21 protein-coding genes are annotated in these 20,996 nt (G+C 65.3%); 9 read left to right on the plus strand and 12 right to left on the minus strand.

All coding sequences use genetic code 11. The features are described 5' to 3' along the window. Window positions 1–143 precede the first annotated feature (143 nt). Entirely contained in the window at window positions 144–1,301 is a 1,158-nt protein-coding gene (locus tag ACFR99_RS07140) for a site-2 protease family protein (protein WP_390285770.1), read from the plus strand. An 11-nt stretch (window positions 1,302–1,312) separates the two neighbouring features. Here the strand turns inward: ACFR99_RS07140 and thiL are convergent, their stop codons facing one another. Next, window positions 1,313–2,209, minus strand: coding sequence for a thiamine-phosphate kinase (gene thiL, locus ACFR99_RS07145; RefSeq protein ID WP_390285772.1), 897 nt, complete (start codon window positions 2,207–2,209; stop codon window positions 1,313–1,315). A gap of 98 nt (window positions 2,210–2,307) precedes the next feature. Here thiL and ACFR99_RS07150 point away from each other — a divergent pair, with 98 nt between their 5' ends. From ACFR99_RS07150 to ACFR99_RS07170, 5 genes are all read left to right on the plus strand, one after another. Further along, entirely contained in the window at window positions 2,308–2,763 is a 456-nt protein-coding gene (locus ACFR99_RS07150) for a 30S ribosomal protein S19e (protein ID WP_390285774.1), read from the plus strand. Between the two features lie 181 nt (window positions 2,764–2,944). Next, window positions 2,945–3,292, plus strand: a complete 348-nt coding sequence (locus ACFR99_RS07155; RefSeq protein WP_390285776.1) for a DNA-binding protein — start codon at window positions 2,945–2,947, stop codon at window positions 3,290–3,292. Continuing rightward, complete coding sequence (locus tag ACFR99_RS07160; protein ID WP_390285778.1) at window positions 3,292–3,882, plus strand: DUF7411 family protein; 591 nt, start codon at window positions 3,292–3,294, stop codon at window positions 3,880–3,882. The genes ACFR99_RS07155 and ACFR99_RS07160 overlap by 1 nt, the downstream gene beginning before the upstream one ends. Window positions 3,883–3,941: 59 nt before the next feature. Beyond that, a complete protein-coding gene (gene hisS / locus ACFR99_RS07165; RefSeq protein ID WP_390285780.1) occupies window positions 3,942–5,240 on the plus strand; it encodes a histidine--tRNA ligase in 1,299 nt (432 codons plus the stop codon). A gap of 98 nt (window positions 5,241–5,338) precedes the next feature. Beyond that, window positions 5,339–6,547 (plus strand): MFS transporter, encoded by a 1,209-nt coding sequence (locus tag ACFR99_RS07170; protein WP_390285782.1) that lies wholly within the window; start codon window positions 5,339–5,341, stop codon window positions 6,545–6,547. Between the two features lie 41 nt (window positions 6,548–6,588). On the opposite strand, the gene ACFR99_RS07175 is transcribed toward ACFR99_RS07170, so the two are convergent. The 5 genes from ACFR99_RS07175 to ACFR99_RS07195 all read right to left on the minus strand — a co-directional run bounded on the left by ACFR99_RS07175 (window position 6,589) and on the right by ACFR99_RS07195 (window position 9,479). Then, a complete protein-coding gene (locus tag ACFR99_RS07175; protein WP_390285784.1) occupies window positions 6,589–6,963 on the minus strand; it encodes a VOC family protein in 375 nt (124 codons plus the stop codon). Window positions 6,964–7,011: 48 nt separating this feature from the next. Then, window positions 7,012–7,674 (minus strand): helix-turn-helix domain-containing protein, encoded by a 663-nt coding sequence (locus ACFR99_RS07180; RefSeq protein ID WP_390285786.1) that lies wholly within the window; start codon window positions 7,672–7,674, stop codon window positions 7,012–7,014. Between the two features lie 134 nt (window positions 7,675–7,808). Beyond that, the gene (locus ACFR99_RS07185; RefSeq protein ID WP_390285788.1) at window positions 7,809–8,159 is read right to left on the minus strand and encodes a cell division protein SepF; all 351 of its coding nucleotides are present in this window, start codon (window positions 8,157–8,159) and stop codon (window positions 7,809–7,811) included. Between the two features lie 183 nt (window positions 8,160–8,342). Continuing rightward, window positions 8,343–8,792, minus strand: coding sequence for a CBS domain-containing protein (locus ACFR99_RS07190; RefSeq protein WP_390285790.1), 450 nt, complete (start codon window positions 8,790–8,792; stop codon window positions 8,343–8,345). Window positions 8,793–8,999: 207 nt separating this feature from the next. Next, window positions 9,000–9,479, minus strand: coding sequence for an RNA-binding protein (locus ACFR99_RS07195; RefSeq protein ID WP_390285792.1), 480 nt, complete (start codon window positions 9,477–9,479; stop codon window positions 9,000–9,002). Between the two features lie 198 nt (window positions 9,480–9,677). Here ACFR99_RS07195 and ACFR99_RS07200 point away from each other — a divergent pair, with 198 nt between their 5' ends. Both ACFR99_RS07200 and ACFR99_RS07205 read left to right on the plus strand, forming a co-directional pair. Next, window positions 9,678–9,974, plus strand: a complete 297-nt coding sequence (locus ACFR99_RS07200; protein ID WP_390285794.1) for a DUF7562 family protein — start codon at window positions 9,678–9,680, stop codon at window positions 9,972–9,974. A gap of 82 nt (window positions 9,975–10,056) precedes the next feature. Next, entirely contained in the window at window positions 10,057–11,355 is a 1,299-nt protein-coding gene (locus tag ACFR99_RS07205; protein WP_390285796.1) for an RNB domain-containing ribonuclease, read from the plus strand. Window positions 11,356–11,439: 84 nt separating this feature from the next. Here the strand turns inward: ACFR99_RS07205 and ACFR99_RS07210 are convergent, their stop codons facing one another. The 5 genes from ACFR99_RS07210 to ACFR99_RS07230 all read right to left on the minus strand — a co-directional run bounded on the left by ACFR99_RS07210 (window position 11,440) and on the right by ACFR99_RS07230 (window position 16,596). Next, a complete protein-coding gene (locus ACFR99_RS07210; RefSeq protein ID WP_390285798.1) occupies window positions 11,440–11,985 on the minus strand; it encodes a GNAT family N-acetyltransferase in 546 nt (181 codons plus the stop codon). A gap of 171 nt (window positions 11,986–12,156) precedes the next feature. Continuing rightward, window positions 12,157–13,449 (minus strand): PGF-CTERM sorting domain-containing protein, encoded by a 1,293-nt coding sequence (locus ACFR99_RS07215; protein WP_390285800.1) that lies wholly within the window; start codon window positions 13,447–13,449, stop codon window positions 12,157–12,159. Between the two features lie 77 nt (window positions 13,450–13,526). Then, a complete protein-coding gene (kdgK1, locus tag ACFR99_RS07220) occupies window positions 13,527–14,480 on the minus strand; it encodes a bifunctional 2-dehydro-3-deoxygluconokinase/2-dehydro-3-deoxygalactonokinase (RefSeq protein WP_390285802.1) in 954 nt (317 codons plus the stop codon). A gap of 167 nt (window positions 14,481–14,647) precedes the next feature. Beyond that, the gene (rtcA, locus tag ACFR99_RS07225) at window positions 14,648–15,724 is read right to left on the minus strand and encodes an RNA 3'-terminal phosphate cyclase (RefSeq protein ID WP_390285804.1); all 1,077 of its coding nucleotides are present in this window, start codon (window positions 15,722–15,724) and stop codon (window positions 14,648–14,650) included. 248 nt (window positions 15,725–15,972) lie between these two features. Next, entirely contained in the window at window positions 15,973–16,596 is a 624-nt protein-coding gene (locus ACFR99_RS07230; RefSeq protein ID WP_390285806.1) for an acetate uptake transporter, read from the minus strand. Window positions 16,597–17,056: 460 nt separating this feature from the next. Between ACFR99_RS07230 and ACFR99_RS07235 the strand changes: the two genes are divergently transcribed. After that, the gene (locus ACFR99_RS07235) at window positions 17,057–18,379 is read left to right on the plus strand and encodes an MFS transporter (RefSeq protein WP_390285808.1); all 1,323 of its coding nucleotides are present in this window, start codon (window positions 17,057–17,059) and stop codon (window positions 18,377–18,379) included. A gap of 37 nt (window positions 18,380–18,416) precedes the next feature. Here ACFR99_RS07235 and mutL read toward each other — a convergent pair whose 3' ends face one another. Continuing rightward, the gene (gene mutL, locus ACFR99_RS07240) at window positions 18,417–20,624 is read right to left on the minus strand and encodes a DNA mismatch repair endonuclease MutL (RefSeq protein WP_390285810.1); all 2,208 of its coding nucleotides are present in this window, start codon (window positions 20,622–20,624) and stop codon (window positions 18,417–18,419) included. Window positions 20,625–20,996 lie beyond the last annotated feature (372 nt).

A 20,996-nucleotide genomic window follows, 5' to 3' on the forward strand; every position in this document is an offset into this window, starting at 1 on the left:
ACAGACGTACTCGTTCGCGGGCTGTGACCGCAGAGGGCCTTGTCGGTCGCCGACTGACCGCACGTTCCAGACCCGACGGCGCGGAAACGGATACCCCTGCCGACGGCAGTCGATTTATACCCGACGAGGGTGAACCACGTGTGATGGACGACATCGATCGGTCCGGATTCGAGACGGCGAGTCGCGGCGGTCGCTCGCTCGAGGACGGGCCGCCGATCGATCGGATCGAATCGGTGTTTGCGGTCTACGAGGTTCGTCGCGAGGACGGACAGGTCGTCTACTACGGTGATCCACTGGCTCACCCCGAGCGGGTGATGCGAGAGCTCTGGCCGGCGTTTCGCGAGCGCGGGTACGACGCGACACTCGAGCGTCGGCACGGCGAGTACGCGCTAGTCGCCGAGCCGACGACCGTCGGCGTCGACGGGATTCCGTGGACGAACATCGTGTTGCTCCTGTTGACGGTGTGTTCGACGCTGTTTGCGGGCTCGTTCTGGTACCAGCTCGACCCGTTCGCCGATCCGACCGTGATCTGGCAGGCCTGGCCGTTTACCGCGGCTATTCTGGGCGTGCTCGGCGTCCACGAGATGGGCCACTACGTCATGAGCCGCTACCACCAGGTCGACGCCTCGCTGCCCTACTTCATCCCGGTGCCGACGCTCATCGGGACGATGGGGGCGATCATCACCTTAAAAGGTCGGATGCCCGACCGGAAAGCGTTGTTCGACATCGGCGCTGCCGGTCCGTTGGCCGGGCTGGTCGCGACGGTCGTCGTGACGGTGATCGGGTTGCATCTCCCGCCTGTGACCGTCCCCGAGGCGATCGTCCAGGATCCCAACTCGATCCGGATCGAGCTGGGCTATCCACCCTTGCTCGAGTTGCTCGCCGCGGGGTTCGACCAGCCGCTGTACCGTGACGATCCGGCGACCGGGGTGAACCCGGTCGTCATCGGCGCGTGGGTCGGGATGTTCGTCACCTTCCTCAATCTGATTCCGGTGGGCCAGCTCGACGGCGGCCACATCCTCCGGGCGATGGCTGGCGACTTCCAGGAAACGATCGCGGCACTGGTTCCGGGCGTGTTGTTCGCACTCGCCGCGTACCTCTACTACATCGACGGCTACAGCGTGAACACGGTGTTCGTCTGGATCCTCTGGGGAGTGTTGACGGCAGTGCTCGCCTCGAAAGGGCCGGCCACACCAGTTCAAGACGAGCGACTCGGACGAGGTCGATTCGTCCTTGGGACCGTCACGTTCGGCCTCGGACTGCTCTGTTTTATGCCGGTACCAGTCATGATCGTTGGCTGATCGGGTTTTGCCTATCCGTGCGTGTAGCCGCGATCCGCGAGCGCCTCGCCGTCGATGGTGAGGCCGTCGTCGGCCGCGCGGACCGAGCCGATCACCGACAGTGAGACGTCGGTCGCCGCTCGGACCGCCGACAGCGCGTCCTCGGGAAGCGTCGCGACGAGTTCGAAGTCCTCGCCGAAGGTCGTCGCGAGCTCGAGCGCCTCGTCGTCGCCATCGGTGACGTCGCGGACGGCGTCGGCGATCGGGATCCGGTCGGATTCGATCGCGAACCCGCAGTCGCTGGCCTCCGCGAGCTGGTGGAGCGAGCGGGCGAGTCCGTCGCTCGAGTCCATCATCGCGGTCGCGTGGGGCGCAAGCGCCCGGCCGGCCGCGATCCGTGGCGTGAACTGAAATAGGTCGTTCGCCCGCTCGAGGTGGTCATCGTCATCACCGGTCGCGCGCTCGAAGTACTCGAGTGCGGCCCCGCTCCGGCCGAGCGTGCCGGTCACGCAGACGACGTCGCCGGGTCGTGCGCCGCGTCTGCGAACGGGGTCGTCTGTCCGGCCGATCACGGTCGTCGCCACAGTGAATTCGTCGTGGCCGTCCAGATCGCCGCCGACGTACTCGGTCCCGACCAGCTCGCAGACGTCGCTTGCGCCACGAACGAACGCGAGCAGTTCGTCGCGGTCGAACGTGGGGGCAGCGTACGCGGCGACCGCAGCCGTCGGCTCGGCACCCATCGCGGCGATATCCGACAGGGACGCGCCGACGGCGCGCCAGCCGGCTGTATACCGAGTCGTGCCCGCGGGAAAGTCCGTCCGCTCGTGGAGCATGTCCGTCGTTACGACCAGTCCGTCGACGACGGCGGCGTCGTCCCCGGCAGCCTCGAGTTCCCCATCGAGCAGTGCCAGGGCGGCTCGTTCGTCCATACCATCCGTTTCGACTCGAGTGCGAAAAACGGTCCGGGCCGACGCGGCGCTGCCGCGATACGATGCTCTTAAATGCCGCCGACGGGAACCACACGCCAATGGCTACGATGTACGACGTTCCGGCGGACGACCTCATCGAGGCGCTCGCCGACGATCTCGCGGATCGACTCGAGGAACCGGACTGGGGTAACTTCGCCAAGACTGGCGTCGACAAGGAACTGCCACCGGAACAGGAGGGCTTCTGGGCCACTCGCGCTGCAAGCCTCCTGCGCAAGGTCGCCGACCGCGGTCCCGTCGGCGTCGAGCGACTCTCGACGGAGTACGGCGGCGCGAAAGGCGGCTCCAACCGCTATCAGGTCGCCCCCGACAAGCGCGCCGACGGCTCGAAGAACCTCATTCGGACCATCCTCCAGCAACTCGAAGAGGAAGACCTCGTCGAGACCGCCGAGGGTGAGGGCCGCCGCGTCACTGCCGAGGGACAGAGTCTGCTCGACGACACTGCCGGCGAAGTCCTCGAAGAGCTCGACCGTCCGGAACTCGAGCGCTACGCGTAATTCATACGGTCTGCTATCGCTGGTTACCGGCGCACTCGCAGGACGTGTCGCGGGTGCGCCGGAAATGACTGATAGGAGTCCGTATCACGGGATCGTTTTCGTGCCGGTTTCACCGCCGAGAGCCATCGCTCTCCCGCGTCCGTAATCATTTTCCCGCCTGCGGGATAATTGAAACACAGCTATGAGTGGCTCACCCGACGACGAACGACTCGAGGAGCTCCGACAGAAAAAAATGGAGCAGCTACAGGACCGCGCCGAGTCCCAGGGCGAGGGCGGCCAGGAGGCCGCACAGCAACAGGCCGAAGCCCAGAAGAACGCGCTGCTGCGCCAGTATCTGACCGACGACGCCCGCAAACGGCTCAACACGGTCAAGATGAGCAAACCTCAGTTCGGCGAGCAGGTCGAGCGCCAGGTCGTCACCCTTGCCCGGAGCGGCCGCATCCAGGGGAAAATCGACGACGACAAGATGAAACAGCTCCTCAAAGAGCTCAAGCCCGACTCCAAGAGCTTCGACATCCAGCGCCGGTGATGGAGCTCGGACTGCTCTACAGCGGCGGCAAGGATTCGACGCTGGCAGCGCTCTTGCTCGAGGAGTTCTATGATGTCACACTGGTGACGGCCCACTTCGGCATCAGCGATGACTGGAAACACGCCCGCGAGACGGCCGAGACGGTCGGATTCGAGTTCGACCGACTCGAGTGCGATCCCGACGTCGCCCACGAAGCCGTCGATCTGATCCGCGAGGACGGCTTTCCCCGCAACGGCATTCAGCTGGTCCACAAACACGCCCTCGAGCGACTCGCGACCCGCGAGTTCGACGCGATCGCCGACGGCACCCGCCGAGACGACCGCGTCCCGACGGTCTCGCGGGCCCAGGCTCAGAGCTTGGAGGACCGCCACGGCGTCGACTACATCGCGCCGCTGTCGGGCTTCGGTCGATCTGCCGTCGACCGGTTGGTCGAAGCACGACTGGACGTGACCGCCGGTCCCAGCGAGCAGATCGACAGGGCAGATTACGAGGCCGAACTCCGAGCGCTCATCGCCGAACAAGAGGGGACGGGGGCGATCGCGGAGTACTTCCCCGATCACGATCAGACTTCCGTGACGAACGTTCGGTGACGTTTCTCAGCCGTCGCCGAACGAAAGAATAGAAGGTCGTCGTCGCCCAACGAGTGGTCATGTACGACCGGATCAAGGGGTTTCGTGACTTCTACCCTGGCGAGATGTCTTCACGGCGGGCGACGACCGACGTGCTGGAGGAGACGGCCCGCGAATACGGCTTCCGCGAGATCGGCACGCCGGCCTTAGAGCGCGCTGAGATGTGGACCGACAAGAGCGGCGACGAGATCGTCGACGAACTCTACGCGTTCGAGGACCAGAGCGGCCGCCACGTCACGCTGACGCCGGAACTGACGCCGACGGTCGCCCGGATGGTCGTCGCGAAACAACAGGAACTGTCGAAGCCGATCAAGTGGTTCTCGACGCGGCCGTTCTGGCGCTACGAGCAGGTCCAGCAGGGCCGCTACCGGGAGTTCTACCAGACCAACGTCGACATCTTCGGCTCCTCGGAACCCGAAGCCGACGCCGAGATCCTTGCGTGGGCCGCCGACGCGATGACCGGCCTCGGGCTCACCGGCGAGCACTTCGAGTTCCGCATCTCCCACCGCGACATTCTCGGGGGCATCCTCGAGAGCTACGACGCTGACGTCGACACCGAGGCGGCGATCCGCGCAGTCGACAAGTCCGACAAGATCTCCCAGGCTGAGTATCACGACCTGTTGATCGACGCCGGGCTCTCGGCCGACCAGGCCGCCGAGTTCGCCGACCTCATCGCCAAGGGCGACCTCGAGGCAGTCGAATCCTTCGCCGATACCGAGCGCGTGACCGCGGCCGTCGAGAACCTCCAGAACGTGCTTGCAGCCGCCGAGGACTTCGGCGCACGCGAGTACTGTACGATTTCGCTCGAGACGGCCCGCGGACTGGACTACTACACGGGCGTCGTCTTCGAGTGTTTCGACTCCGCTGGCGAGGTCTCCCGGTCGATCTTCGGTGGTGGCCGCTACGACGATCTGATCGAGAGCTTCGGCGGCCAGCCGACGCCTGCGGTCGGCGTCGCACCCGGCCACGCGACGCTGTCGCTGTTGCTCCAGCGGGCCGGCGTCTGGCCCGAGGAGGAAGTGACGACAGACTACTACGTTCTCCAGATCGGCGACACACGCTCGGAGGCGGCTCGAATCACCCGTGCGCTGCGCGACCGGGGCCACGTCGTCGAGACCGACATCGCAGGGCGCTCCTTCGGCGCGCAACTGAACTACGCCGACTCGATCAACGCCGAGACGGTCGTCATCGCCGGCGAACAGGACCTCGAAAACGACGAGGTGACGATCAAGGACATGGAGTCGGGCGATCAGATACAGGTCCCTGTCGACGCGTTCCCGGGCGACATAGAGCGGCCGACACTCGCGGACTTCGAGTGAGCGGTTCGGGTCGACAGCGACGCTCGAGCGCCGTCGCTGCCGCCTGCCCCTCGAGAGCAGCACGCTTTTGATACCCGTTTGCCAAAGATCAGTGATCGATGGACAGGTCGGACTGGCGGACAGTGGGACTCGTCACGACGTGGCAGATCGCCGCGAGCATCTGTTACTACGCGGTGTTCGCCGCGACGCCGTTTTTTCGCGACGCGTTCGGACTCTCTCGATTCGCGGTCGGACTCGTGGTCACCACGCTGACGCTGGGCTACGCCGTCTTCCTGTTGCCACTCGGCGCGCTGACGGATCGATTCGGCGAACGCCTGACGCTGACGCTGGGCCTCGTCGGGCTCGCAACGGGGACCGTGCTGGTCGCAGGCGCGCCGACGTATGCGCTGTTGCTCGCGGCGGTGTTCGTTCTGGGATCGATGTACGGAACCGCGATCCCCGGCACGAACAAGGTGGTCTTCGACAACATCGATCCGGGCCGTCAGAACCTCGCGATGGGCATCAAACAGGTCGGCGTCACCGGCGGCAGCGGCATCAGCGCGCTCCTGATCACCGGCCTCGCGGGTGTTCTGTTCTGGCAGGCCGGCTTCCTCGTCGCTGCTGGCGTCGGGTCGCTCGTCGCCGTCGGCTTCTATCTGGCCTACTCGAGCGCTAGCGGAGGCGGCACGGACGGTTATCCCGATTTTCGCGCGTTGCTCGCGAACCGGTCGTACGTCGCGTTGACGACCGCCGGCCTCTTTCTCGGCGCGGCCCTGTTTACGACCACCGGCTACACGGTCCTGTACGTCGAGGAATCGATCGGTGCGTCCGTCGCGTTCGGCGGGATCGTCCTCGCGCTCGTCCAAGTGTTCGGCAGCGTCGGCCGCGTCCTGACCGGCTGGCTGAGCGACGTGCTGCCCGGCGAGCCCCGCGTCAGGATCGGGCTGGTGCTCATTGCCCAGTCGCTCGGCAGTGCGGCCATGTTCGTCGTGGTCGCAGCGACGACGGGCGAACGCGGCGCCGCGATCGCGTTTTCCGTCCTCGGGTTTTTCGTTCTCGGGTACACCGGCGTCTACTACTCCGTCATGGCGACGCTCGTGCGGGCCGACGAGATGGGGGGTGCGACCGCGGGTGGCCAGCTCGCGCTCACCAGCGGCGCGCTCGTCGCGCCACCCGCGTTCGGCTATTTCGCCGATGCGGCCGGCTATCGAACCGCCTGGCTCTTTCTGGCCGCCGTCGTGACGATCGCCGCCGGACTCCTCGTATACGTCGTCCGAACACCGCCACCGGTCGCGATCCCCGCTGCGACCGACAGCTCCGACACGTAGCGACGCGACCGTCGCCGACCACCGACTGTCCGTCGGTTCGCTCACTCGACCTCTTCGACGAGCTCGACGACGTAACCGTCGGGATCTTCGACGAACGCGACGCGGAGGCCGAGGTCGTCCATCGTCGTCGGTGCCGTTTCGATCGGTGGATCGACGCGCTCGACCAGTCGCTCGACGGTCTCGTCGGTGCTGTCGACGCCGACCGCGACGTGTGCCATCGTCCCCGAATCGATGTCGGGACCGCCCTCTGGATCGTACTTGAACTGGAACTCCGCGTTGTCGCCGCCGATGTAGACGTTTTCGACGCCGTCGTCGCCGGTGAACGACCAGTTCTCGGTGAGACCGAGCGCGTCGACGTAGAACTCGCGCGTTCGTTCGATGTCCGAGACCCACAACGCAGTGTGAATGACGTCCATGTCCGCGAAAAAACGGCCGACGGCCAAAGCGTTACTGGCGTGTGGCCGTCACTCCTGGGGCCGCTCCGCGTCGAGGATCGCGTCCATCAGCTTCGTCTGGGCCGCCGCCAGGTGCTCGGTGAACGTCGAGCGGGCGACGCCGAGCTCCTCGGCGACGTCGGTCGCGTTCGCACCCTTTGGATAGTCGAAATAGCCCATCTCGTGGGCCGTCTCGACGATCTCCCGCTGTCGAGTCGTGAGGTGGTTCCGGTCGACGATGACCGGATCGGCCGAGACGTCGTCGTGGTTCTGCGAGAGTTCCTCCACGATGACCCCCTCGAACTGTTCGCGCAGCTCGTCGACGATCTCGGCGATCTCGGCGAGTTCGAGGGTGCGAAACGAAATCAGTAACGTACCGGCCTGGGCGCGCACCGATGAGACCGGCGTTCCCGTCGTCTCGACGATTTCGCAGGCACAGCCGGCGGTGCTGTCGCGTTCGAATCGGTAGATCGCCTCACGATCGTTCGATTGGACCGGCGTTAGCTCGACGTCGTGATCTCCGTCGATCGAGGCGTCCGCGTCGATGCCGAACTCCTCGACGACCGTTCCGTCGGCCGTCGGTTTCGACGATCGGGAGACGGAATCGACCGACTCGTCGGCGCACGCGGAGACGCGAGCGACCGGGCAGTTCCCCGGTTCGTCGACGACGACCGTTGCACGAAAGCCCGTCATACGCCACAGTACGTCAACGCGGGGCATAACCGGCGCTGGAATTCCCGGCGTGTGAAAATACCTCGGTCGAGTCGCGACTCGAGCCACCGGACGGATGCGATGACACGTCGGCCGCGAGCCGCGACGGACAGACTCTAGAGTTTCTCGCGGCTGATCCGAACGCCGGTCGGCGTGATAATCATCTGGTCGTCGCCCTTTCGGACGATGTCACCGTCGACCTCCTGGGCGACCTGTCGGAGTTCGTCGACGATGTGTTCGACCGTGCTGTCTTCGGTCCGCAGACGCGTGATGTCCGCGATGACGATGTCGCCGTCGTAGACGGCGTCTTTGATATCGATCGCGTCGGCCTGTCCGCTGACCTCCGCGATATGGACCTGCATCGTCGCCTCGGCCGATTCCGCGGCAACGTCCTCGAGATTTAGTTCGGCGTAGTCCTCAACGGTTCGGGACTGGTTCCCGCCGAGAATTTTACTCATCAATCCCATAGGCGAGAGAGTCCGTCGCTGTGTCCATAGTTCTTACGTCAGACGTGACCGTTCAGCCGTCGTGAGCGAATCGGTGGCGGGTCCTGGATGCTCGCCGACGCGCATACGAACCCCTGTCAGTCAGTGCTGGTGTACCCGCGACCGTCCTGCGGATGCACCGGGACAGCGTCACAGCAGACCGTATCAATCGCCCGCAGTGAGGCTGTGTCCATCGCTCGAGTCGAGACACAGCGGGTCGTCATGCCACTCGATCTCGAGACGATGTCGCGGAAGATACGGCGCCAACGTCCGGGCGGAAAGCAACCCGCGGTAGCTGCCGTCGGCGACGACGGGGAGGTGCTTGACGCCGACCGTCCGCATCGTTTCGGCGGCCTCGGCCAGGGTCGCGGTCGGCGAGATCGTGGTCACCGGCGACGACATGATCGTCCGCACGACCGGTCGCTCGTCCGTTTCCGCGACCAGGGCGACGATATCGGATTCGGTGACGATGCCCACGATCGACTCGTCGGCGACGACGGGCAGCGCGGCCACGTCGGTCCGGCGAAGGGACTGGGCCGCTTCGGAGACGGGTGTGTCGGGAGCGATCGTCGGGGACGGACTGAGGGTAACGGAATCGACTGTCGGTTCGATCATCACTGATGCGTGCTACCACGAACCAATACTTAAGCACAGTGGACATACGTCTTCTAGGACCTAGTATTAGTGAATCTAATTGGGCTCGAGGGCCAGATATATTGAAATAGAGCCAATAGATCTGTGGTGGCGATGTCCAAGAACGATGTGGACACTCTCGAGGGAAACTGTGCTGACGGTCACCGGCCGATAGCGGTGTTCGTTCGACTATCCGGTAAACTCGTAGAGTTCGTCGCCGACGTGGTGCAGTGAGTCGACGACTTTTCCCTCGTCGCCGACCATGTCCGCCGCGTCGACGCGGGCACGACCGACCGCGAGCACCTTCCCGTGGGATTCCTCGGCGATGACGACCAGATCGCCCGCCGAGATGTCCTCCGTTGCGTCCGTGATCCCGGGCCGCATCACGTCCGCACCGTCGCTGACGAACGAGACGGCCCCCGCGTCGACAGTGACCAGCCGCTTGTCGGGTTCGTAGGCGTTTGCCCCGCGGACCGTCGGGAACGGCTCCTCGTCGAAGTACGCGACTCGCGGCTCGCCGTCGATGAGGACGACCTCCCAGTCGGTGTCCTCGAACTCGACGAGTTCGTAAGTGTCGCCCTCGGGCGAGACGCCGAGGTGCTCCTCGAGTGCGGTCTCGAGTTCGGAGACGGCGTCGCTGCGGAGGTGGTGTCGTGATTTGACCTGCATACCCGTGCTACCGCCCGTACGCATTTAATAGATAAGATTCGGCGTCATGTGTCGGCGGCGGGACGACCATTCCCGCCGGCACCGATGGAACGCTCCCTCGTGAGTCTGCGACCGCGCGGTGGCCCTCGAGTGTCAGACCGTCACGATGCCCGTGAGGTGTGCCAATCGCTAAGTACTCTCAGGCCGTTAGCCCTGCGTATGTGGCCCTCTCGGAACCGGGTGGAGACGGTCACGTGCGTTGCCTGTGGCGCCGAGCGGTCGCGCGACGAAGCCCGCGAGTACGACAAGCACGGCGATCGCTGGGACCGCGACGACAAGACCTTCGAATACCTCTGTAAGGCCTGTCACCGCGAGCTGTGTCACCACCCACGGAACGAACTCGAGGCGCTGTTGGTCGACCTCGACGCCGACACGCAGAGCCAGGAGGCGTTTCTCGCGCGCTATCTCGCAGCTGTCGAGGAGCGATACGGCACGCTCGAAGAACGTGAGCGATAGCGTTGCGGCCGCCATCGTGTGAGGGCGGACGTCCGGCCCGCGTCCCGACACGACTTTCACCCTCACGTCCGTAGCCATTGCCATGAGTGACGACGCACAGGCCGAGGCCGGCACGGTCGAAGGCCAGGGCCCCGTGGAGGTCTCGGAAGACCTCGCGCGCCATCTCGAGAACAAGCGCGAGGAGTTGTTCGAGAAGTTCGAGATCCCCTACGAGTTCCCGCCGGAAGTTCTCGAGGAAGCTGAAGCCCGGACAGAGGGCGTAACACAGGAAATCACCGACGAGATCGACGATCGGAAAGATCTGCGGGACCTGACGACGTGGACGACCGACCCAATCGACGCCCAGGACTTCGACGACGCACTTTCGATCGAGGAACGCGACGACGAGTACGTCCTCTGGGTGCACATCGCCGACGTGACCCACTACGTCACCCCCGAGACGGCGATGTGGGACGAGGCCGTCGAGCGCAGTAATACGGTCTATCTGCCCGGCTACACGGTCCACATGCTGCCACCGGTGCTTGCCGAGACGGTCTGCTCGCTCGTGCCCAACGAGGAGCGCCTCGCCCACACCGTCGAGATGCATCTCGACAAGGAGAACCTGACCTACGAGACCATCGACATCTACAAGTCCGTCATCGAGTCCGACGAGCGACTTACGTACGCGCAAGCCGAGAAGCGCCTCGACGACCCCGACGCACCCCTCCACGAAGAGAACAAACTGGTCTACGACCTCGCCGAGCGGATGCACGAACAGCGCAAGGAAGACGGCTCGCTTGTCCTCAATCCGAGCCGCGACCGCGCTCACACCATCATCGAGGAGTGCATGCTGAAGGCCAACAAGGCCGTCACGCACGAACTGATGTGGAACCGCGGTGTCTCGGCCATGTACCGGGTCCACCCACAGCCAAGCCCCGACGAGTGGTCCGAAGCCCTCCAGGAGATCCAGGATTTAGATGGCGTCTCGATCCCCGGCAGCACCTGGGACGACCCGCGGAAAGCCGTCAACGCCACGCTCGAGGAGGCCCCCGACCGCCAACTCGACAAGATCCAGTGGGCCGTGATGAAGGTGATGCCCCGGGCCCGCTACATGAACGATCCGTTCGGCGGTCACCATGCGCTGAACTTCGAGATCTACGGGCACTTCACGAGCCCGATCCGCCGGCTGTCGGACCTGATCAACCACTGGATCGTCTACAAGAACGACGTCCCCGAGAACCTCGTGGAACTCTGCGATCGGGCCAGCGACAAGCAGAAAGACGCCGAACAGTGCGAACGCGAGTACAAGACCTTCCTTCAGGAGGTCGGTCTCGACCCGATGGCGGTCAACAACCGCGGCATCGAGGTCGTCGACGAGAGCGAAGCCGAGCGCACGTTGTAGGCGAGGCCTCGAAAGACCGAGCGGCGCAGCCGCGAGGACGAAGCGGACAAAACGCCGTAACGACGCGCGTCTCGTGTTTCTCGTTCATAATTCTTTCTCGTAGACGTGTTCCTCGAGCCCCGCCGCTAGCCCGGACGGCCGCGTTTCGACGCGATCGAAGCCCCGCGATTCGTAAAACGAGATACCGATATCGTTGTCGGCGAGGACGGCCAGCCGAACGCGATCGAAACCGGTCGAGCAACTCGTCTCGAGGGTCTCGAGCAACGCCGTGCCGACCCCTTCGTTCCAGGCGGCGGGTCGGACGTACAGGCGCGCGAGAAACGCCACTGCCGTGTCTTCGGGCCACGGCACGACGTGTGCGAAGCCGTCGAGCTCGGGATCCGACCGGCGGTCGGTCTCGCCGGCCGATGCGGCCTCGGACGCCTCAGTGACGAGGAACACGGCGTCGTTGCGGCTATTGGCGTCGGAAATCGCGGATTCGAGGTCGCCGATCGTGTACCAGTCGTCGACGACGTCGTCGACCGTGTCGGGGCCGAGTACGTCGTCGTAGGCGGCGTGCCAGCTCTCGCGTGCGATCTCGTGGATAGCCCAGATGTCGTCGACCGTCGCCTGACGGACGGCTCGAGTCACGAGGGTGGCTATCACGGCAGCCATTAAAAAGCGGCAGGCGACTGCTATCGATCCCTTACCGTCGTGGCGGGCGAGGCATTCGCCGCTGTGACGGGCCGCGACCAGCCACGTTCACATTTTTGCCACCAGCCAACGATCAGCAAAACAGCGACCGGAAATGAGCCCGCCCCGTTACTGGAGAGACCGAGTGACGACACCGATCAGCAGCGCGATCAGTGCAGCGCCAGCACCGAAGCCAGGCATACTGTCGCCGGTTCCGTCGTCCGTGTCGTCTTCGGTAGTGCCGTCGTTGCTCGTTTCGGAGCCGTCGCTTCCGTCAGTACCGTCGCCGGCGATCGTCATCGTTCGCTCGGAGAAGTGATTGACCGCGACGTAGACCGTCGCCTGTCCCTCGGCCCCTGCGTCCTGGACGACCATGTATCGGGACTCGTCGCTGCCGATCGCGCCCTCGAGGTCGCTCTTCGAGGACGCTTCCGCCGCGGCTTCGCCGTCGACACGCACCGAGAGGTTCTCGAGGCTGCCGACGGCCTCCTCGGAGACGGTAGTCATCACGACCGTCCCCTCGTGGACAGCCCGGTCGATGGTCACGTTGACCTGATTCGTGGCGGTCTGGCTCGCGGTCGCCGAAGTCTCTTGGCCGTAAGAGGCGGCGTCGGACACGATTTCACCGTCGCGCTCGGTCGCGGTCACCTCGACGGCGGCGTTGCCCTCGGCGATCAGCGACTCCTCGTACTGGGCGCGCTCGTCGCGCTCGCCCTCGGCGTACGAGCGGAACGCGAGCGTCGCGTTCTCGCCGAGGTCGGCGGTGACGTTGCCGTCGGTGACACCGACCTCGCCGTCGCCGACGACGAGGAAGACGCCCTCGCGACCGTCCGTTTCGACGCGGACCCGATCGCCGTCCTCACGGGCTTCGGCGCCGGCTTCGAGTTCGGCCTCGACGTACTGGGCCTCGCCGCCGCTCTCGACGACCAGCGTGCCACGTGGGGTGTCGTGAGCCGACAGGGTCGCACCGCTCTCGGCTTCGATCTCGGTGCTGGCCCGCGTCTCGCTCGTCAGCGACAGGTTCGCCCCGCTCAGGTTCGTCGCCGCCTCGAGACTGACGGCCCCGTCGAGACTGCTACTGGAACTCGACTCGGTCTCGCTCTGGGACTGGACGGCAACGGTAGTAAACGTCTGTTCGCCGTCGACGCGGTAGTCAGTAATGGCGTCGCCTTGCAGCTCGAACGCGACGTTCGCACCGCCGTAGGCATTACCGTCAGCGCTGGTCTCGGTGTCGGTGCTGGTCGTGAGTTCGGTACTGCCGTCGGACGTACCCTCGAGGTCGGTACCGGATTCGACCCCGGCATCGGCGTCGATAGTCGTCGTTCCGTCTACGGTCGTCGTCGCGGCTGCACCAGCCGCGGCCATTGCCACGGTGCCCGTGGTCACGAGCAGTGCAACCAACAGTGCGGTTCCGCGATTCATTGTACACCGTGACTTTCAACGCGTCGATAAAACCCGTTTTGACAAATCCGTCCAATCGTCGGGGTAATCGCGATCCGCTACCGAGAAATACCCTCGCTGCTGTCTTTGACGACGGCCTCGACCTCGTCGGCGGTGACGAGGGCTGCATCGCCGGGAATCGTCCGCTTGAGCGAGGCCGTCGCTGCGGCGTACTCGAGGGCGGTCGGCACGTCGTCGCCGTCGAGTCGCCGGGCGATGAATGCGCCGGTAAAGGCGTCGCCGGTGCCGATCGGATCGACAGTGTCGGTCTCGTAGGCCGCGTGGTCGTGGACGACGCTGTCGTGCCAGCCGACCGCGCCCTCCTCGCCGCGGGTGACGACGACGGTGGTGAAGTCGTACTGGGAGCCGAGTTTGTGGGCGAGCTGGCGCGGGTCGCCCTCGAAGCCGAGGACGGTCCGGGCGTCGCGGGCGGCGATCACGAGGATGTCGATGCCCGGAAACAGTTTCGTGAGCGTCTCTCTGGCCTCGTCGGGTGACCAGAGCTTGTTCCGGTAGTTGAAATCGAAGGCGGTCGACGTGCCGCCCTTGCGGGCTGCCTTGAGCAGGTTCAGCGTCGTGTCCCGTAGCGTCGTCGAGAGCGCGGGTGTGATCCCGGTCGTAAAGAACACCTGTGCGTCCTGGATCCGGTCGATGTCGAACTCGCGGGCTTCCGCAGTCGAGATGGCGGTGTTCTCCCGGTCGTAGATCACGTTCGTCCCGCGGGGCTCGCCCGCGTGCTCGAGGTAGTAGGTCCCCTGGCGACCGCGGTGGCTCCAGACGACGTCCGTCTCGATCCCGTGGCCTCGAAGTTCGCCGACGACGCGCCGACCGAGCGGCGTCTCGGGAACCTTCGACAGCCAGGTCGCCGACGCGCCCAGTCGACTCGCCGCGATGGCCACGTTGCTCTCTGCACCGCCGGCACGGACCTCGAGTTCATCGGCGTTCTCGAGGCGCTCGGAGTCCGGCGGCGATAGCCGGAGCATCGTCTCGCCAAAGGTGACGATGTCGCTCACGAATCGACCACCCGGCTCGCGCGGCCGCAAACGACGGTGTGTCCTCCGGTCATAATTCTGTCAACGGATGGCAGCGATATAAGTTATGGCGGTCGTTCGGCGAATGAACCACTGGGTCGTCCGCTGGCGCTCGGTTTCGCCGTGTTGCGGTTGCGGTGGCCCTCGAGCTATCGCTTCCCGGTCAGCGGTGACGGGACCGACACGACCGTCGTTTCGCCGTCGCGCTCGCGGTCGACGTCGATCCCGAACTCCTCGAGCAGTGTACAGCCCGTCTCGACGTGGTCGGTCACGGCCGGGATTCGAACGCGCCCGCCGGCGACCGCGAGGACGACCAGCAACTGGTCGGCCATGTGGCGGTCGACGGGGGCACTCCCCTCGAGAAAGCGGGTCGCGGCGTCGGCAGTATCCTCGCCGACGCGTTCGGCCGGCGTGCCGCGCTCGCCGAGCGCGGAGAAGCCAGCGACGCCGGTCCCGTGATCGAGTCGCACCACCAGCGCAGAGCCGGGACAGGCGCTTTCGGCGGTCGTCTCGCAGCGCTCTTCGAGGTCGGGTTCGGCATCGCGACCCAGCCGCTCGAGTGCGCCCTCTGCTTGCCGGTGGGCCACGTCGCGCTCGGCCAGCGACGCCGATTCGGTCGAATAGACCCGCAGTCCCTCGATCGGGCCGCGGTCGACGAGGTCGACCCGCTCGAGGTCCGAGGGCGCGAGCTGCAGCGTCGCCCGGCCGCCGCCAGCGGGGTAGAACCCCCGGCGGTCGATCTCGCAGGCGGCCGCGAGGCCGAACCGCCGGAGCAGGGGCAGTTTCACGTACCGAAGGTAATCCAGCGGTGGTGACCACGCCACGTCCGTCCCGCCGGTGACCGTCACCGACAGCGGCGACTCGAGGGCCGTCGCCAGCGGCAGGAGCGTCTCGAACAGCAGCGTCACGCTGCCCGCGGTCCCGATGTTGATTTCGTATTCGCCGCCTCCGAGTCGTCCGCGTCCCGTCCGATCACTATCCGTCTCGAGTCCCGGCTCGAACTCGATCGTTTCCGCACCGAGTTCGTCACCCGACACATCGGCGTCGCACACGTGGGTGATCGTCTCGAGGGCCGCCAGATGCTGGTGTGCCAGGCCCGGGTCTGGCCGGTCGCCGCGGACGTTCTCGAGGCGAACCGGCTCGTTCTCGAGGACCGACAGCGCGAGCGCGGTCCGGAGGAACTGGCCGCCGGCGCTCGAGCCATCGAGGACGCGAGGGGTCGTCATGGGTAGGGCTACGGGCTCGAGAATCCTATACTGTTGGACGCCGATCAGTGATCGCTCGCTTGCGCTACAGTGACAACTGAAACGATTTACGTACCGATCGCACAGCAGTCGTGCGATCGGGTGTGCAGTGACGTTCAGTGGCACTATCGAGGGTTCGTCGACGGTGAAGAAGAAACGGCACCAGCGCGGTCGGTTTCACGGGGAAGGGCGCGCTGGACGTGACAATCGGTTCCCTGTGTAGGTGCCGATCAGTCGTCGGCGACGTTCATCGTGTCGTGGGTGGCCGGCTTCGATTTGAGCGGCTGGCCGCCCAGCGGGAGGACTTCGGCGTCGAAGCTCCAGTTCGTCACTTCCGCGATACTGATGTAGAGTGCACCTGCGCCGGTGACCAGTCCGAGGTAGCCACCGAGCGTGACCAGCGACGCGATCCCGAGGATGTCGCCGAAGGCGAGCAGGAAGAACGTGATCGAGAGCACGAGGAAGACGCTCCAGAGCGCCCAGTTGAGCTTGAACGTGCTGATCCACATGCCCACGGTGAAGAGGCCCCAGACGAGGAGGATCACACCGATCGCCTCTGCGCCAACAGACGGGAGCAGTCCGTTGTGCGTCATCGTGATGAGGAGGCCAAACCAGATCCAGAACGCGCCGTAGCTGGTGAAGGCGGTCAGTCCGAAGGTGTTGCCTTCGTTGTACTCCAGCATCCCAACGAGCAACTGGACGAAACCGCCGAAGCCGAGGGCCATCGGAATAAGCGCCATTTCGAGTTCGAGACCAAAGAGTCCGGCATTGACGAGGCTCAGCACGATCGTCGTCAGGCTGAACGCTGCCAGGCCAAGGGGACCCGGGTTGCCGGTATTAGTATTTGCAGGCATCAAAACACCATAGCGAATCCCAGGTTATAAAGCATGATGTTTGGACAAAAATGGTGACAAACTCTCGTAGTATACCGCGCTATTTGATTCCATATGGCACTACCGCATATGTCGGGTTATAATATATGATGCGAAACATCGATGCTGCGCTAGTGATTATCACTCTCGAAATTCGCACGAAAGATCGACGATATCGATCTCGATTTTGCAGTACGGGTCTAATGCAATTCACCTGATGGATATGTCGGCCACGTCTTCCCAAACGAGTAGCTGAATATCCAAGGAATATTATATACAGTATAAAACCTATCTGATAAGATGGCTCTGTCACCGGCGCCGGCCGTCTCCGGTTCCTCGCCTGTCGACAGCCGACAGATCGGGAAACCGCGGACGCCGCTTTCCACGTCGATGGGTTCCGGTTGGTGAATCTTTTCGGCACTTCGGAATGCAGGATGGGGACATGCGACTCTGGCGCGATCCGCTTCGACGACGGTGGATTCTCTGGGCGACGATGGGCACCGCCTTTCTACTCCTTAACGCGAGTCGGCTCTCGACTGCGGTGCTCGCGGAGGATCTCATGGCCGCGTTCGGAACGACGGGCGCGCAGTTGGGGACGCTTCACGCCGTCTTTTTCTGGGTGTACGCTGCGATGCAGATACCAACCGGCCTGCTGGCCGACCGCGTCGGTCCGCGACGCACGGCGACGATCGGCGCAGTGGTGATGAGCGTCGGCACGATCGGGTTCGCCGCGGCGAACTCGTATCTCGTGGCATTGCTCGGTCGCGGGCTCGTCGGCCTCGGCGGCAGCGTCATCTTCGTCTGTATCCTCCGGTTCTGTGCAACCTGGTTTCGGGCCGACGAGTTCGCGACGATGAGCGGCCTGACGTTCACGCTCTCCGGGTTCGGCGGCGTCCTCGCGACGACCCCGCTGGCGATCGCCGTCGGTGCCGTCGGCTGGCGCGTCTCGATCGGGTCGCTGGGTGTGGCCGGCTTCGTCGCCGCCGTGGCTGTGTTTGCACTCGTCCGAGACACGCCCGCCCGGGCAGGATTCGAACCGCTCGAGGGCGTTCCCGAACCCAAGCCCCTTACCGGTGCGCAGCTTCGCTCGTCGCTCGCGGCCGTCGTCCGGGACCCGCTGGTCTGGGTCGTCTCGATTATGCTCTTCTGTATGACTGGCGTGAATCTCACCCTGTTCGGGCTCTGGGGAGTTCCCTACGTGGTGCAGGTGTACGACGTCTCCGTCACCACGGCGTCGACGATCACCCTGCTCGGGAGCGTCGGCATCATGATCGGATCCCCGGCGATCGGGTGGCTCTCGGACCGTCTCGAGCGCCGGATGGGGTTGATCGCGGTCGGCGGCGGCTGTTTCACGGCCTGTCTCGCCCTGATCGCGGCCGTCGGGCGGCCGCCGCTGGCCGTCGTGGGCGTGGTCTTTTTCCTGACTGGCTTCCTGCAGGGCGCGTTCCTGCTCAGCTACGCTGTCGTCAAGGAGCGCTACCCGAGTAATGCGAGCGGGATCTCGACCGGGACGATCAACTTCGGCGCGTTCGTCGGGGCTGCGGTCCTGCCGACGGTGATGGGCTGGGCACTCGATACCTACTGGACCGGCGACCTCGTCAGTGGCGTCCGCGTCTACACGCCGCTTGGCTATCGGATCGCATTCGCCATCGCCACCGCTGCCGGGGCAGTCGCCTTCGGCTGTGCGATCTGGCTCTACCGGCACGAACGTCCGACAGTTCGGGACATCCGAGATACGAGCGCCAAGAAGCTCGGCGAAGAGTGAGACATGACGTCCCGACCCGTCGTCCGGTCGGCCCACCCTACTCGCCGTGACCGGGATAATCCCGCTCGAACCGCTCTTCGATCTCCGTTTCGTCGAATCGAACGATCACCGGCCGTCCGTGCGGACAGGCGTAGGGGTTCTCGCAACCGTCCAACGCCTCGAGCAGATCGATCACCGATCCCTCGGTCAGCGACGTGTTCCCCGTGATCGAGGGATAACAGGCCAGATCGCCGAGGAACGCGTCGGCCAGCGCGTCGACCGTCTCCGCGCCCGCCTCGCGGTCACCTTCGACGAAGGAGGTGAGCACGTCCCGAAGCCGATCGGGATCGAGCGTCTTCTCGAGGACCGCAGGGACGGTCGTCACGGCGACCGTCCGGTCGTCGACACGATCGGCATAAAACCCCAGTCGCGAGAGCGCCTCTCGGTAGTGGGTGAAGGCTTCCGCCTCTGCGGCGGTCAACTCGAGTTCGACGGGCTCGGCGAGTGCCTGTGCGGTCGGATCGTCGGCGAACGCGTCCTGCAGGCGCTCGTAGTTGACCCGCTCGTCGGCAGCGTGCTGGTCGATCAAGACCAGTCCGTCGGGCGTCTCACAGACCAGATAGGTGTCGTGGAGCTGGCCCAGTACGCGCAACGGCGGCAGCGACTCGAACGCGGTCTCCTCGCCCGTCGCGGCCTCACCGGTCAGCGTCCGCTGTTCGGTGGCAGCCCTGAACGTGCGGTCTGCGTTGGCCGTCGCGTCGCGATCGGCCTGCGACTCGTCGTCTCGAGCCGCGGACGGGCTCGAATCGGCTGCCGTCGCCGTCGAACCGGCTGTCGTCTCGGCGTCCGTTCGGTGATCTCGATCCGTGCTCGGCTCCGTCGTGGTCGCCGACGACCGTTCTGACTCGCTTGTATCCGCTGTCGACCGCGACGTGCGCTCGGTGCTGGCATCGGCCTCACTCGAGGAGGCCTCTGTGTCCGTACTCGCCGGTTCCGGGTCGGCGGGCGAGGGCGCGTCGTCCGTCCCGTCGTCGGCCGCTGGGGGTGCCGGGTCGCGTTCGTTGTTATCCGAGTTTCTGGCCGGCGTCGCAGCTCCAGTGCTGTGCTCGAGCGTCGTCGACTCGTAGTCGGGCGTCCCCGTCCCGGACCCACGATCACCGCCGGGCTCGACCTGTGCCTCGCCCGGTGCCGACCGGCCCCGTGGCGCACGCGACCGCAGCAGGCCGTGCTCGAGCAGCGCCGACTCGACGGCGGCGTCGACCTGCCGGCGGACCGCATCGTCGTCGTCGAAGCGCACCTCTCGCTTGCGCGGGTGGACGTTCACGTCGACCGCGCCGCCGGGGGCTTCGAGGAAGAGCGTGACGAATGGATACCGGTCGCTACCCAGCTGTGTCCCATACGCGCCCATGATCCCCTCGCGGACGGCGTCGGCGGTCACGGCCCGGCCGTTAACGTACGTCGCGAGGTAGTCCCGACTCGAGCGATTCGTTTCGGGATGGGAGACGAGCCCCGAGACGGACTCGAGTGGCCCCGGCGGGAGTTCGTCGCCGTCGGCCTCGACGGGGATCATCGCAGAGGCGACCTCGCGGCCATACACCGAGAGCACGGCGGCCTGCAGGTCGCCCTGGCCGGTCGTCGCGAACACTTCGCGACCGTCGTGGGTCAACGAGACTGCGACATCGGGGTTCGCGAGTGCATAGCGCGTGACGACGCGGTTGACGTGGGCGAACTCCGTCGCCGTCGTCTTGAGGAACTTCCGGCGGGCGGGCGTGTTATAAAAGAGGTCGTCGACCTCGACGATCGTCCCCGCGGGACAGCCCGTCGGCTCGACGCTCGTCACCTCGCCGCCCTCGTAGACGAGTTCCGTCCCCGCGCCGTCGGCGTCGCGGGGGCGCGAACGGATCGTCAACCGCGACACCGAGCCGATCGTGTGCAACGCTTCGCCGCGAAAGCCGAGGGTTGCGACCCCCGACTCGAGGTCCTCGAGCCCGTCGATCTTGCTGGTCGTGTGCTCGCGGACGGCCGCTCGGAGGTCCGCCTCGGTCATCCCGTGGCCGTCGTCTGCGACCCGGATCAACTCAGTGCCGCCGTCCTCGACGGTGACGTCGACGCTCGAGGCGTCAGCGTCCAAACTGTTCTCGACCAGTTCCTTGACGGCGCTAGCGGGCCGTTCGACGACCTCGCCGGCGGCGATCCGGGCGACAGTGTCCTCGTCTAGCTGGTGGATCTCGGTCTCGTCCTGCGATGGGATGCTCTCGTCGCTCATGATAATGCGGCGTCGGTACGGCGATCGGTTTCGACGCCCGATGGTCTGCATATCCATACAGACGGCGTCTGGTTAGGTCTTACGTCCCGACGGATCGGTTCGATCTTCCGAGCCTGGCGGCCCGCTCGGGGCATCCGCCGGGGATCGAGGACCGGCCCCTGCGACGTCGAATCCGGCACCGCAAACCGGTGAAAGAGCTAAGGGTCGTCCGGTGTTCGATACCGACGCCGAATCGGAGGGAGTGTTTCAAAACCATGAGCAACTACACTGTTGAAGTACCCGATGGGAGGAACGCGGAATTCGAATCGAGTGCGACGACCACGGCGAATCCGCGGAGTTCCAACCGGGGTATCGGAAGGTCGCGTTTCACTG

Source organism: Haloarchaeobius amylolyticus (genome assembly GCF_042678045.1).
Lineage (GTDB): Archaea > Halobacteriota > Halobacteria > Halobacteriales > Natrialbaceae > Natrinema > Natrinema amylolyticus_A.